Source organism: Streptomyces sp. JLBT605 (assembly GCF_058215555.1).
Genome location: NZ_CM177087.1, coordinates 4,770,273 through 4,782,991, shown reverse-complemented (window position 1 = coordinate 4,782,991; position 12,719 = coordinate 4,770,273). Strand labels below are relative to the sequence as shown.

The following is a 12,719-nucleotide window of genomic DNA, read 5'->3' as shown; positions in this document are numbered from 1 at the left end:
TGGCCGATGCTGAACCGCATGGTCGACTTTCACGCGCTCACGCATCAGCTGGGGAAGGCCCGTAGGGCGGTCGGGCGGCGCTGGCGGAGTCCGCGGCTGAGATGGCCCAAGCGCATCGCCCTCGCCCTCGCCCTGAGTCTGCTGGTGCCGGTGATCACCGCCGGGATCGCGCTGCGGCTGCTGTACGCCGGAGACCTCGAGCCCGGCACCCAGACCCGGGGCAAGGACGCCGTGTGGCTCGGGCACGCCTGGGTGGACGGGCGGAAGGGCGAGCGGGAACTGGCCGCGCTGGCACGGCGGATACGCGGCACCGGTGTGCGGGATCTGTATGTGCACGCCGGGCCGCTGGAACACGACGGGACGCTACCCGCCGTCGTCTACCGCGGCAGCGACTGGCTGATCGGCGCCGTGCACCGGGAGTTGCCCGGCGTACGGGTGCAGGCGTGGCTGGGGGACGTGCTTGCCACCGAGGGGCCGGAGGGCATGGAGCTGTCCGATGTGCGGGTCCGGCGGCAGGTCGCCGCGTCGGCCCAGCAGGTGCTGGACGCGGGTTTCGAGGGCGTGCACTTCGATCTGGAGCCGCTGCACACCGGTGACCGCGACTATCTGTCCTTGCTGGACGACGTGCGGAAGAGGACCCGGTCCGCCGGTGCGCAGCTCTCCGTGGCCGCCCACAAGATCGACCCGCTGCCCGCGCAGCATGCCGTCGAGGGGTTCTTCACCGGCCGGCCGCGATACTGGTCCCAGGAGTACTTCGGCCAGGTCGCCCGCCGGGTCGACCAGATCGCGGTGATGTCGTACGACACGGGGATGCCCTGGGAGAGCCTGTACGGCGGCTACGTCGCCCACCAGACAGCGCTGGCCCTGGAGGCGGCGCCGCGGGAGACGGACCTGCTGATGGGGTTGCCCGCCTTCCACACGGACGACGCCGGCCACCACGAGTCCGCCGAGACGGTACGGGCAGCGGTCCGCGGCGTGCGGCTGGGGCTGGGACGCGAGGACCGGGAGCGGCGGCGGTTCGGCGTGGCGCTGTATGTCGACTTCGCGGCGACCGAGGGCGATTGGGCCGCGTACCGGGAGGGGTGGGGGCGGCTGTAGGGTCCGCGCATGACCGACAGTCACAGACGTCCTGGACGTTCCAGCCGTCCTGATCATCATGCTCGTTTCGGGCGCCTGATAGGCCCCGGTGCGGCGGTGGCCGTGGCCGCGAGCGGGGTCGCCGCGCTGGCGCTCGCGGGGTGCAGTAGCGACGGCGCGTCGGGCACCTCCGACCAGCGCACGGTGATCAGCGGTCCGGCCACCACGGTCGCCGGGCCGACCGTCACCGGGAGCACGGTTGTCATTCCCAGCTCCCGCTTCACCTTCCACGGGACCCTGCCGCCGGTGACCGTCTTCCCCTCGTTGGACCTGCCGGTCGCGGGCGCGCCCTGCGAGGAGGACGCGGGCCGTCGCTCTCCGGGCTGGGAGGAGTCCGTGGGGTACGTCTGCGAGAACGGGCGCTGGAGGCTCACGACAGAGGTGGTCGGCCTGCCGTCGGTGTCCCTGCCGTCGACGCCGGGGTGACCAGGCCCGACTCGTAGGCGGCGATGACCAGTTGGGCGCGGTCGCGGGCGGCCAGTTTGCCCATGATGCGGCTGACGTGGGTCTTCGCGGTCAGCGGGCTCAGGCTCAGCGCCTCGCCGATCTCGCTGTTGTTCAGGCCGCGCCCGACGAGGGCGAGGACCTGCCGCTCGCGCTCGGAGAGCGCGGCCAACTCGCCGGCGGTGACGGCGGCCAGGGGCGGGGCGGTGGGCTGGCGCAGCACGCGGGAGATGAGGCGGGCGGTCGGGCCCGGGGAGAGCAGGGCCTCACCGGCCGCCACGGTGCGGATGCCGTCCAGCAGGTCGGCCGGGCGGGTGTCCTTGACCAGGAAGCCGGAGGCCCCTGCGCGCAGCGCCTCCACGATGTGCTCGTCGGTGTCGTAGGTGGTGAGTACCAGGACCCTGACGTCGGCGAGGTCCGGGTCGGCGGCGATCCGCCGGGTGGCCTCGATGCCGTCCAGGTCGGGCATCCGGATGTCCATCACGATCAGGTCGGGCCGCTCGGTGCGGGCCTGGAGCACGGCCTCCCGCCCGGTGCCGGCCTGGCCGACGACCGTCATGTCCCGGGCCGACTCGACGAGCATCGCGAAGGCGGCACGGACCAGCGTCTGGTCGTCGGCGAGCAACACCCGTATCGGGGAGGGGGACTCGGGGTGCGGGGTGGTCATCGGGACTCCTCCTGGGGGGCGCGGCCGTCCAGCGGGAGCACCGCGGTGACGGTGAAGCCGCCCTGCGGGTGGGCGACGGTCTCCAGAGTGCCACCGACGGTGCGGGCGCGTTCCCGCATGCCCACGATGCCGAAGCCGCCGGCGGAGGGGGCCTCGGGTTCGGGGTGCGGCGGCAGGGTGGGCGGCGTGGACCGCGCGGGTGTGGTGGCCACTTCGCCACCCGTGAGCGTCTCCGGGCCGGTGTCGGTGACGGTGACCCGCAGCGCCCGGAAGGCCCTGGTCCGCTCGATCCGCACCGCCACGCGGATCCGCACTCGCGGACCGGCGTGCCGGACGGCGTTGGTCAGGGATTCCTGGACGATGCGGTAGGCGGCGGCACCGATCGCGGCGGGCACGGCGACCGGTGCGGGGGCGGGTGCGGTGGCGGTGACGGGTGGAGCGAGCGGGGGTGCGCCGGGGGCCGGGCCGGTGTGAGCGCCGGGGCCGGGCCCGGGGAGCGTCCCGGCCGGGTCGAGTCGTACGGCCAGGTCGACCTCGGCACCGGCGGACCGGGCGATCCTGACCAGGTCGGGCAACCCGTCGAGGTTGGGCAGCGGGTCTGGGGCACCGTCGGCGGAGCCGTCCCCTCCGCGCAGCACCCGCAGCGTGGTCCGGAGTTCGACGCGGGCGTCCCGGCAGGTGTCGGCGATGCCGTCGAGCGCGGTGGCGATGGCGTCGCGGTCGAGCTTCTCCGGGTCGGCGATCAGCACGTGCGCGGCCACCGACGTCTGCACGCCGATCAGGGTGATGCTGTGCGCCAGCAGATCGTGCAGGTCACGGGCGATGCGCAGCCGCTCCTCTGTGACCCGGCGGGCGGCCTCCTCCTCCCGGGTCCGCTCGGCCCGTTCGGCGCGCTCGACGACCGCGGCGATGTACCGGCGGTGGATGCGGATCATCTCGCCGCACACCGGGACCGCCACCACCCAGCCCAGGCTGCGCAGCATGTCGCTGTCGGTGCTCGAATCGTGCTCCGGGGTCAGCAGCATCAGCACCGCGACGGTGACGAAGACGGAGGCGACGACCAGCACGGTGCGCAGCGGCGGACCGGCGGCCGCCAGCGTGTAGAGGGCGAGCAGGGCGGCGAAGATCCCGGCCAGGTGCAGGTAACCGATCGCGTGGTACGGCAGTACGAACGCGAACACCGCGAGCAGGGTGAGCAGCGGGGCGCGCCGCCGCCAGGGCAGCGGCAGCACCGCGCCGGTGAGCAGCGCCCAGCCGAGGAGGTCGGGCCGGTCTCCGCCGGTACCGCTGACCAGGAGGACCACGGTGGTCTGCACGGCGAGGACGAACACGGCGAGCGCCAGATCGGCGGCGAAGGGGCGTGCGGCGCCGTGCCGGCGGCCGTGCAGCAGGCGCAGCACCATCCCGTGTTCCTCCGTCAGCTTGGCTGTCGACTTCCCCGACAGCTTGTCCGTCGGGTTCGCGGTCAAGGGCAGGGCAGACGCCGGGAGATGGGGCGGTGCGCACCGTTGGGCGGCGAGCCGCTGCTGCTGTTCGGACACCGCCCCATCATCCCCTCGCGCGTTCTGGTCCGTCCTCGGGCTCCCCGTTACGGTCAGGCGACCGGAGCCGGATCGGGCCGGTCCTCGGTGGGCTCCGCGACCGGCGCCGCCGGGTGCTCGGCGCGCGGGCGGGAGAGCGCCCCCGGCCACCACACCCGGCGGCCCAGCGCCACACTCGCCGAGGTCACCAGATAGGTGCGGACCAGGAAGGTGTCGAGCAGCACGCCGACGGCGATCACGAACCCGAGCTCGACCATCTGGGTCAGTGGCATGGAGAGCAGCACCGCGAAGGTCGCGGCCAGCACCAGGCCCGCCGAGGCGATGACGCCTCCGGTGGTGCGCAGCGCGGTGAGCGCGGCGGTGGTCGGCGCGGCGCCGGAGAGTGCCTCCTCGCGCATCCGGTGCATCAGGAAGATGCCGTAGTCGACGCCGAGGGCGACCAGGAAGACGAAGGAGAGCAGGGCCAGCCCGGGGTCGGTGCCCTCCAGGCCGAGGAGCGGTCCGAAGACCAGGCCGCCGATGCCCAGCGAGGCGCCCCACACCGCGATCACCGCGGCGACCAACAGCAGCGGGCCGGTCAGGCTGCGCAGCAGCGCGATGAGGATCAGCAGGACGAAGCCGAGGACGAGCGGGATGACGACCAGCCGGTCCCGGGCGTTGGTCTCGTCCAGGTCCATCTGCTGGGCGCTGGGTCCGCCGACGTAGGCGTCGAACTCGCCGTCCAGCCGGTCCCGCAGGGCCTCGATGGTGGCGGTCTCGCCCGCCGTCTGCGGGGCGTCCCGGGCGATCACCGACAGTTCGGTCCACTCGCCGCCGGCGCGCTCGCGCTCCACCTGGGCCACGCCCTCGGTGGTCCGGGCCCGGGCCATGACCTCATCGGCCCGGTCGGTGGGCGCGATCACCGTGATCGCCTGGGTGCTGCGCTCCGGGTAGGCGTCGGCGAGGGTCTTCATCGCCGTCACCGAGTCCGGCTTCTCGGTGAAGCTGTCCTCCTGCTTGAGGGCGCCGGGCAGACCGAAGGCGCCGAGCGCGAGGGCGCCGAGCAGCAGCGCACCGCCCACCAGCACCGCGACCGGCCGGCGGCCGGCCGAGCTGCCCATCGCCGCGAACAGCGACCGGCCGGCCTTGGGCTTGCTGCCGTACGCCGGGACCAGCGGCCAGAAGACGCGGCGGCCCAGCAGCACCAGCACCGCCGGGAGCAGGGTGGTCATGGCGGCCAGCGCGCACACCACCCCGACCGCGGCGATCGGCCCCATGCCCCGGCTGCTGTTGAGGTCGGCGGCGAGCAGGCACAGCAGTCCGGCGGCGACGGTGCCGGAGGAGGCCAGGATGGCGGGGCCGCAGCCGCGCAGCGCGGCCGTCATCGCGTCGTACGGGCGCTGGATGCGGCGCAGTTCCTCCCGGTAGCGGGCGACGAGCAGCAGCGCGTAGTCGGTGCCGGCGCCGAAGACCAGGATCGTCATCACGCCGGAGCTCTGGCCGGAGACGGTGACGTCGAAGCCGCGGTTGAGCCCGTAGGTCACGGCCATGGCCAGGGCGTTGGCGATGCCCGCGACCAGCAGCGGCACCAGCCACAGCAGCGGGCTGCGGTAGATCAGGATCAGCAGGACGGCGACCACGGCCACGGTGGTGTACAGCAGCGGGCCGTCGAGCGAGGTGTAGACCTCCTTGGCGTCGACGGTCAGCGCTCCGGGGCCTCCGACCTCGACCTCCAGCCCGCGCTCGCCCGTCGCGAGGTCGCGGATGTCGTGGACGAAGTCCTTGCGGGCCTCGTCGTCATGGCCCGGTTCACTGCTGGAGAGCGGGAACATCACGGTGGTCCGGTCCTTGGACTCCACGCCCTCGGGGGTCCGGCCGCCGGTGAGTTCACGGGCTCCGGCGATCTTCGCGATCTGCCGCTCGGCGGTGGTCCGGTCGGCCGCCGTCAGCCCGCTGTCGCGGTGGTAGACGATGACCAGCTCGGTGGTCTCGCCGCCCGGCAGCTCGTCCTGGATCTTCGCCACCTGGGTGGAATCGGCGTTCGCCGGGAGGTAGTCGACCGCGCGGTCCCGCTGGACATCGGCGAGCTTGCCCGCGAAGGGCCCCGCGACGGCGAGCAGCAGGATCCACAGGGCGGTCACTGCCCAGGTCACGACGCGCCCGCGTCCCATGCGCGGTGCGGGCGGGCCGGCTTGGGTTTCGGCTGGTGTCTGCATGCCACCAGGCTTCCGGCGCCGCGGGCGCGGATCGTCGCGCGGGCGGCGGAAATCCCGGTTACTGCGCCGGGCGGTCGGCGCGCCCGGTTACTCCCGGGGGAGTAACCGGGCGGCTCAGGACGGCGTACGGGTGGTGGCCAGCAGCCGGGCGGTGTCGTCGGGGCAGATCATCAGCGCCCGGCCGACCGTCTCCAGAACCGCGCGCTCCGCGGGCCGGTACGGGCCGTCCGCGACCGCGATCCGGGCGCCCTGGAGCAGGATGTTCTCCCGTCCGGCGGGGGCCAGATGCGGGGCCAGCGGCTCCAGCGCCTCGTGCAGCTCTATCGCCAGCGAGGTGCCGGCCGCCATCTCCCAGCCGTGGCCGTCCCTGGACCGGACCGTGCCGCGCCGCTGCTCCGGGGCCGCGCCGGGCAGCCGCCCGGTGTCCGCGGCGAGCGCCTCGATCAGGGTCAGCAGCTGCTCCTCGTCGCAGTCGGCGTATCCGGCGGCGCGCACCGCGCCGACCGCGGCCTGCCGCACCGGGCGGGCCTCGGTGCCGCCCGCGGCGAGGACGGCCAGCGCGACGGTGTGCACGGCGTCCCGGAGCATCGCGGAGAAGCGGGTCGTGGTGGGGTGGTCGAGGGCCTCGGTGCCGAAGCGGCCGCGGCAGGCGGTGCACTCGATGACCGGGGCGACCTGGCCGCGGGGCAGCAGGGGGACGCCCAGCACCACGATGCGGCGATGGCCCGTCCGGCGGCGGTAGTTGCGGTCGCCGCCGCACGCGGTGCAGTAGAACTCACCGTCGTCGACGGTCTTCCACAGGGTGCGGACACCCACGACACACACATCCCGGACACGTCGGCTTGGTGCGTGCGTCACCTGGCACCTCCATCACTCCCCCGTAGCCCTACGGGCGCCGGGGGCGCCCCCACGGCAAGTCGCCGCGTGGACGTGATGTTAGCCACAGCGATGATGTGGCGTCAGTACCCCGTACGGCCGCCGAGCGGAGACAACAGGCCAATACCGGGGCCTCACGCGCCGGGCGCGGCGAATGAGGCCCCGTACGGGTGAGGGGGATCAGCGGGCCGCCCGGTTGACCGCCGACACGACCGCCTTGAGCGAGGCGCGCGTGGTATTGGCGTCGATGCCGATGCCCCACAGCACCTTTCCGTCGATGACGCACTCGATGTACGAGGCGGCCTGGGCGCTGGCTCCCTCGCTCATCGTGTGCTCCTGGTAGTCCAGCAGCCGGGCGTCGACCCCGATCGCGGCCAGGGCGTCGAAGAAGGCGGAGATCGGGCCGTTGCCGGTGCCGGACAGCGAGGTCTCGACGCCGTCCACGACCGCGTCCACGGTCAGGGTGTCCGTGCCGTCCTTGTCGGTGGTGGTCTGACCGGTCCGCAGCTGGATGCGGCCCCATCGGGCCGCGGCGTCGCCCGGGTTCGGCAGGTACTCGTCCTGGAAGATCTCCCAGATCTGGGCCGGGGTGACCTCGCCGCCCTCGGCGTCGGTCTTGGCCTGAATCGTCTTGGAGAACTCGATCTGCATCCGGCGCGGCAGGTCCAGCTTGTGGTCGTTCTTCAGGACATAGGCGATACCGCCCTTGCCGGACTGCGAGTTGACCCGGATCACGGCCTCGTAGGAGCGGCCCACGTCCTTGGGGTCGATGGGCAGGTAGGGCACGGCCCACTCGATCTCGTCGACCGTCTTGCCCTGCTCCTTCGCCGAGGCCTCCATGGCCTCGAAGCCCTTCTTGATGGCGTCCTGGTGGGAGCCGGAGAAGGCGGTGTAGACCAGGTCGCCCGCGTACGGGTGGCGCGGGTGGACCTCCATCTGGTTGCAGTACTCGGCGGTGCGGCGGATCTCGTCGATCTGGGAGAAGTCGATCTGCGGGTCCACGCCCTGGCTGAACAGGTTCATGCCCAGGGTGACCAGGTCGACGTTGCCGGTGCGCTCGCCCTGCCCGAACAGGCAGCCCTCGATCCGGTCGGCGCCCGCCATGATGGCCAGCTCGGCGGCGGCGACGGCGGTGCCCCGGTCGTTGTGCGGGTGGACCGACAGGCAGATGAACTCGCGCCGGGACAGGTTGCGCGACATCCACTCGAAGCGGTCGGCGTGCGTGGACGGCGTGGAGCGCTCCACGGTGGCGGGCAGGTTGAGGATGATCTCGCGGCCCGCCTCGGGCTGCCAGACGTCCATCACGCCCTCGCAGACCTCCAGCGCGAAGTCCAGCTCGGTGTCGGTGAAGATCTCCGGGCTGTACTGGTAGCCGAAGATGGTCTCGTCGCCCAGGATCTTGTCGGCGTACTCCACCACCAGCCGGGTGCCGTCCACCGCGATCTGCCTGACCTGCTCACGGCTGCCGCGGAAGACCACCCGGCGGAAGACCGGGGCGGTGGCGTTGTACAGGTGGACGGTGGCCCGGTGCGCGCCGCGCAGCGATTCGACGGTTCGCTCGATCAGCTCCTCGCGCGCCTGGGTCAGCACGGAGATGGTCACGTCCTCGGGGATCGCGTCCTCTTCGATGATCGACCGTACGAAGTCGAAGTCGGTCTGGCCCGAGGAGGGGAAACCGACCTCGATCTCCTTGTAGCCCATGCGCACCAGCAGGTCGAACATCTCGCGCTTGCGGGCCGGGGACATCGGGTCGATCAGCGCCTGGTTGCCGTCGCGCAGATCGGTGGAGAGCCAGCGGGGGGCGACGGTGATGCGGTTGTTCGGCCAGGTGCGGTCGGGGATGTCGACGGCCTCGTACCGGCCGTACTTGTGGATCGGCATCCCCGAAGGCCGCTGGGCGACGGTCGCGGCCGTGATCGGCGTGGGCCGGCCGACGGACGGGACGGGGTTGTCAGAGATCGAGGTCATGCGCTGTGGCTCCTGTCGAAGATCTTCGACGGCCGACGGTGGGCAACACCGGACTCCGCGGGGAGGGGGTCGGCCTCGACTACAGGCCCTCGCCGCGGCAGCTAAGGAGAAGCAGCCCATAACGCATGATGTGCAGAACCATAACCGACAGCGCCGAGGGGTGGTCGGGTCGTTTCAGTATGCGGGACGTCGCCGCGGTTACGGCCGAATGGTGACCTACCACTCGATTTAATCAATAGCGAGCGCGGGCAGTGACAGCGCGGTGACCGGATGCCACATTTCCTCGTATGGATGCCACCCAGAACCCGGTCTTCTGCACCATCATCCCGCCCCATGTCCTCGACAAGCTGTCCCGCTCCGACGACCCGAGGCTGCACGAGCCGGCCCGCCGCACCCTGGAGCGCGACGCCGCGCACCGCACCCGCCGCCGCATCACCACCGTGCGCGGCATCGCCACGCCGGCGGGCCCCGCCACCTCGGACAAGCCCCGGCGCACCATCTACGACGCGGCGGGCGACGAGCGGCTGCCGGGCCGCATGGTGCACGAAGAGGGTGACGGCCCCTCCCAGGACGCCACGGTCAACCGCGCCCACGCGGGGCTGGGTGCCACCTTCGAGCTCTATCTCAAGGCGTACGGGCGCCGCTCCATCGACGACGCCGGCCTCCCGCTGGACGCCACGGTCCACTACGGCGAGAAGTACAACAACGCCTTCTGGGACGGCGAGCGGATGGTCTTCGGCGACGGCGACGGGGAGGTCTTCCTGGACTTCACCATCCCGGTCGACGTCATCGGCCACGAGCTGACCCACGGCGTCACCCAGTACACCGCCAACCTGGAGTACTTCGGCCAGTCCGGCGCGCTCAACGAGTCCCTCTCGGACGTCTTCGGCTCGCTGATCAAGCAGCGGGCGCTGGGCCACACCGCCGAGCAGGCCGACTGGCTGATCGGCGCCGGGCTGCTGGGCCCCGCGGTCGACCACGGCGTGGCGCTGCGGTCGATGAAGGACCCGGGCACCGCGTACGACGACGACGTGCTGGGCAAGGACCCGCAGCCCGGCCACATGGACGACTACGTCGACACCGGCCAGGACAACGGCGGGGTGCACATCAATTCCGGCATCCCCAACCGCGCCTTCTACCTCGCCGCCGCCGAGCTGGGCGGCAACGCCTGGGAGCGGGCCGGCCAGATCTGGTACGACGTGCTGACCGGCGGTGATCTGGCCTCGGACGCCCAGTTCACCGACTTCGCGCAGCTGACCGTCGCCGCCGCGCACGCGCGCTACGGCGACGGCGACGAGCACAAGGCGGTCGCGGACGCCTGGGCCGGGGTCGGGGTACCGACGAACGCGTGAGGCGTGAGGCGATGTGCGCACACCGTCGGCATGTGCGTACACCGCCGGAGCGGGTAAGGATGGAGCCATGCGCATCACCGTGATCCGCTCCGGCGGCTTCGCCGGCATCGAGCGGCGGGCCGAGCTGGACACCGAGGGCCGGCCCGACGCCCGTCACGTCGAAGCCCTGGCCCACCAGGCCCTGGAGACCGACCAGGGCGCGTCCCCGCGCGGCGTCCCGGACGGCTTCCGGTACGAGATCACGGTGGACGGCAGCCGCACGGCGCACTGTGCGGACCCGCGTTTGAGCGATGCGCAGCGGGAGCTTGTGCGGATGGTGCTCAAAGAGGGCGCGTAATTATTTTTTTCCTGGGGCTTCGCCCCAGACCCCAGGACAAAAAATCAGAAGCCCAGCTTGCGGAGTTGCTTGGGGTCGCGCTGCCAGTCCTTGGCGACCTTGACGTGCAGGTCCAGGAAGACCGGGGTGCCCAGCAGCGCCTCGATGTGCTTGCGCGACTTGGTCCCGACCTCCTTCAGCCGCTTGCCCTTGGGGCCGATGATGATCCCCTTCTGGCTGGGCCGCTCGATGTAGACATTGGCGTGGATGTCCAGCAGCGGGCGGTCGGCGGGGCGGTCCTCGCGCGGCAGCATCTCCTCCACCACCACCGCGATGGAGTGCGGCAGCTCGTCGCGGACGCCCTCCAGCGCCGCCTCGCGGATCAGCTCGGCGACCATGACCTGCTCCGGCTCGTCGGTGAGGTCGCCCTCGGGGTAGAGCGGCGGGCTGTCCGGCAGCAGCGGGATCAGCAGGTCCGCGAGCAGCCCGACCTGCTTGTCCCCCACCGCCGAGACGGGGACGATCTCCGCCCACTCGATGCCCAGCTCCTTGCCGAGCCGGTCGATGGCGATCAGCTGCTCGGCGAGCTGCTTGGAGTCGACCAGGTCCGTCTTGGTGACGATGGCGACCTTCGGGGTCTTCTTGATCCCGGCCAGCTCGGTGGCGATGTAGCGGTCACCGGGGCCGAGCTTCTGGTCGGCGGGCAGGCAGAAGCCGATCACGTCGACCTCGGCCCAGGTGGTCCGCACGACGTCGTTGAGGCGCTCGCCCAGCAGGGTGCGCGGCTTGTGCAGGCCCGGGGTGTCGACCAGCACGAGCTGGGCGTCCGGCCGGTGCACGATGCCGCGCACGGTGTGCCGGGTGGTCTGCGGGCGGTTGGACGTGATCGCCACCTTCGTCCCCACCAGGGCGTTGGTCAGGGTCGACTTGCCCGCGTTGGGGCGGCCGACGAAGCACGCGAAGCCCGCGCGGTGCGGGCCCTGGGGGGTGGAGGCAGGAGCTGTCATGGCGTCCATTCTCCCCGATGCTTCCCCATGGTCCCGCCCGCGCGCCTCGGCGGACACCCCGCGGCGGCGGGCCGGCCCGCCGGCCCGGGTCAGTCCTTGAGGAGCCGGGAGCCGCCCTCGGGGGCGAAACCGGCCAGCGCCTGGTCGATGCGGACCAGGGTCTCGGCGCTCAGCTCGGCGCGGGCCGCCGCGAGGTTCTCCGCGATGTGCGCCGGGGTGCGGCTGCCGGGGATGGGGACGACGTGCTCGTCCTGGCGGAGCAGCCAGGCCAGCGCCAGCTGACCGGGGGTGAGCTCCAGCTCGGCGGCGATGGTGCGCAGCGGCGCGAAACGGTCGTTGTTGGCCTGGAGGTTGCCGTCCTGGAAGCCGGGGATGAAGCGGCGGAAGTCGTCCTCCGAGACGCGCCGGACGGTGCCGGTGAGGAAGCCGCTGCCCAGCGGCGACCAGGCGACGACGCCCACGCCCAGCTCGCGGGCGGCCGCGTGCAGCTCGGGGTCGACCGGGGTCCACATCGACCACTGGGCCTGCACGGCGGCCACCGGGTGCACCGCGTGCGCCCGGCGCAGCTGGTCGGCGGTGACGTTGGACAGGCCCAGGTGGCGGACGAGTCCGTCCTTGATCAGATCGGCGACGGCGCCGGCGGTCTCCTCGATGGGGACGACCGGGTCCGGGAAGTGCGGGTAGTACAGGTCGATGTAGTCGGTGCCCAGGGTGCGCAGCGAGGTCTCGGCGTAACCGCGGATGTGGCGCGGTTCGGCGTTCACCGCCAGCTCCTCGAAGGAGTAGTTGACGGGGAAGGGGTGGCCCTCGACGCCTTCGGGCAGGCGGAAGCCGAACTTGGTGGCGATGACGGCCTGCTCGCGGCGGCCGCGCACGGCCTCGCCGATGACGCGCTCGTTGTGGCCGTCCTCGCCGTAGCCGTCGGAGGTGTCGATCAGGGTGGCGCCCTCGTCGAGGGCCGAGCGCAGGGCGGTCAGGGCGCGGTCGTCGTCGATCTCCCCGTAGACGCCGGGTGACAGCACCATCGCGCCGAAGCCGATCGCGGAGGTGGTCAGGTCGCCCAGGGTGCGGGTGGGAAGCGCGGTCACGGTGGGTGGCTCCTCGTGGCTGATGATCAGCCGGGTGATCACCCGGCTGATCATCAGCCTGCCGCCCGAACCGGGCACCCGTCCCGGTTTTCGGAAATCCGTCCGATCGATGGACGGGTCGTCTCGCC

General features: G+C 72.2%; 11 protein-coding genes. 4 read left to right on the top strand and 7 right to left on the bottom strand.

Annotated features, from left to right (window positions below; translation table 11 throughout):
• Positions 1-18 precede the first annotated feature (18 nt).
• Both AC4BDD_RS20805 and AC4BDD_RS20800 read left to right on the top strand, forming a co-directional pair.
• The gene (locus AC4BDD_RS20805; protein WP_490686960.1) at positions 19-1,098 is read left to right on the top strand and encodes a glycoside hydrolase family 18 protein; all 1,080 of its coding nucleotides are present in this window, start codon (positions 19-21) and stop codon (positions 1,096-1,098) included.
• A gap of 96 nt (positions 1,099-1,194) precedes the next feature.
• Entirely contained in the window at positions 1,195-1,563 is a 369-nt protein-coding gene (locus AC4BDD_RS20800) for a hypothetical protein (RefSeq protein WP_490686959.1), read from the top strand.
• On the opposite strand, the gene AC4BDD_RS20795 is transcribed toward AC4BDD_RS20800, so the two are convergent.
• From AC4BDD_RS20795 to leuA, 5 genes are all read right to left on the bottom strand, one after another.
• Positions 1,508-2,248: a response regulator gene (locus AC4BDD_RS20795; RefSeq protein ID WP_490686958.1), complete on the bottom strand. Its 741-nt coding sequence runs from the start codon at positions 2,246-2,248 to the stop codon at positions 1,508-1,510. The genes AC4BDD_RS20800 and AC4BDD_RS20795 overlap by 56 nt on opposite strands.
• Positions 2,245-3,789: a sensor histidine kinase gene (locus tag AC4BDD_RS20790; RefSeq protein WP_490686957.1), complete on the bottom strand. Its 1,545-nt coding sequence runs from the start codon at positions 3,787-3,789 to the stop codon at positions 2,245-2,247. Before AC4BDD_RS20790 ends, AC4BDD_RS20795 begins: the two co-directional genes overlap by 4 nt.
• A 53-nt stretch (positions 3,790-3,842) precedes the next feature.
• Entirely contained in the window at positions 3,843-5,939 is a 2,097-nt protein-coding gene (locus AC4BDD_RS20785) for an MMPL family transporter (protein WP_490686956.1), read from the bottom strand.
• Positions 5,940-6,098: 159 nt separating this feature from the next.
• On the bottom strand, positions 6,099-6,809 hold the full coding sequence (locus tag AC4BDD_RS20780) for a TerB family tellurite resistance protein (protein WP_490691867.1): 711 nt from the start codon (positions 6,807-6,809) through the stop codon (positions 6,099-6,101).
• 231 nt (positions 6,810-7,040) lie between these two features.
• Positions 7,041-8,828, bottom strand: a complete 1,788-nt coding sequence (leuA, locus tag AC4BDD_RS20775) for a 2-isopropylmalate synthase (protein ID WP_490686955.1) — start codon at positions 8,826-8,828, stop codon at positions 7,041-7,043.
• 287 nt (positions 8,829-9,115) lie between these two features.
• Here leuA and AC4BDD_RS20770 point away from each other — a divergent pair, with 287 nt between their 5' ends.
• Together AC4BDD_RS20770 and AC4BDD_RS20765 are read left to right on the top strand one after the other, a co-directional pair.
• Complete coding sequence (locus AC4BDD_RS20770) at positions 9,116-10,180, top strand: M4 family metallopeptidase (RefSeq protein ID WP_490686954.1); 1,065 nt, start codon at positions 9,116-9,118, stop codon at positions 10,178-10,180.
• Between the two features lie 67 nt (positions 10,181-10,247).
• The gene (locus tag AC4BDD_RS20765; RefSeq protein ID WP_490686953.1) at positions 10,248-10,517 is read left to right on the top strand and encodes a protealysin inhibitor emfourin; all 270 of its coding nucleotides are present in this window, start codon (positions 10,248-10,250) and stop codon (positions 10,515-10,517) included.
• A 44-nt stretch (positions 10,518-10,561) separates the two neighbouring features.
• Here the strand turns inward: AC4BDD_RS20765 and era are convergent, their stop codons facing one another.
• Together era and AC4BDD_RS20755 are read right to left on the bottom strand one after the other, a co-directional pair.
• A complete protein-coding gene (gene era, locus AC4BDD_RS20760; protein WP_490686952.1) occupies positions 10,562-11,503 on the bottom strand; it encodes a GTPase Era in 942 nt (313 codons plus the stop codon).
• Positions 11,504-11,592: 89 nt separating this feature from the next.
• On the bottom strand, positions 11,593-12,528 hold the full coding sequence (locus AC4BDD_RS20755; RefSeq protein WP_490691866.1) for an aldo/keto reductase: 936 nt from the start codon (positions 12,526-12,528) through the stop codon (positions 11,593-11,595).
• Positions 12,529-12,719 lie beyond the last annotated feature (191 nt).

Coding starts and splice junctions, on each gene's coding strand:
- AC4BDD_RS20770 (WP_490686954.1), top strand. CDS start 9,116: ATGGATGCCACCCAGAACCCGGTCTTCTGCACCATCATCCCGCCCCAT.
- AC4BDD_RS20805 (WP_490686960.1), top strand. CDS start 19: ATGGTCGACTTTCACGCGCTCACGCATCAGCTGGGGAAGGCCCGTAGG.
- AC4BDD_RS20755 (WP_490691866.1), bottom strand. CDS start 12,528: ATGGTGCTGTCACCCGGCGTCTACGGGGAGATCGACGACGACCGCGCC.
- leuA (WP_490686955.1), bottom strand. CDS start 8,828: ATGACCTCGATCTCTGACAACCCCGTCCCGTCCGTCGGCCGGCCCACG.
- AC4BDD_RS20785 (WP_490686956.1), bottom strand. CDS start 5,939: ATGGGACGCGGGCGCGTCGTGACCTGGGCAGTGACCGCCCTGTGGATC.
- AC4BDD_RS20765 (WP_490686953.1), top strand. CDS start 10,248: ATGCGCATCACCGTGATCCGCTCCGGCGGCTTCGCCGGCATCGAGCGG.
- AC4BDD_RS20795 (WP_490686958.1), bottom strand. CDS start 2,248: ATGACCACCCCGCACCCCGAGTCCCCCTCCCCGATACGGGTGTTGCTC.
- era (WP_490686952.1), bottom strand. CDS start 11,503: ATGACAGCTCCTGCCTCCACCCCCCAGGGCCCGCACCGCGCGGGCTTC.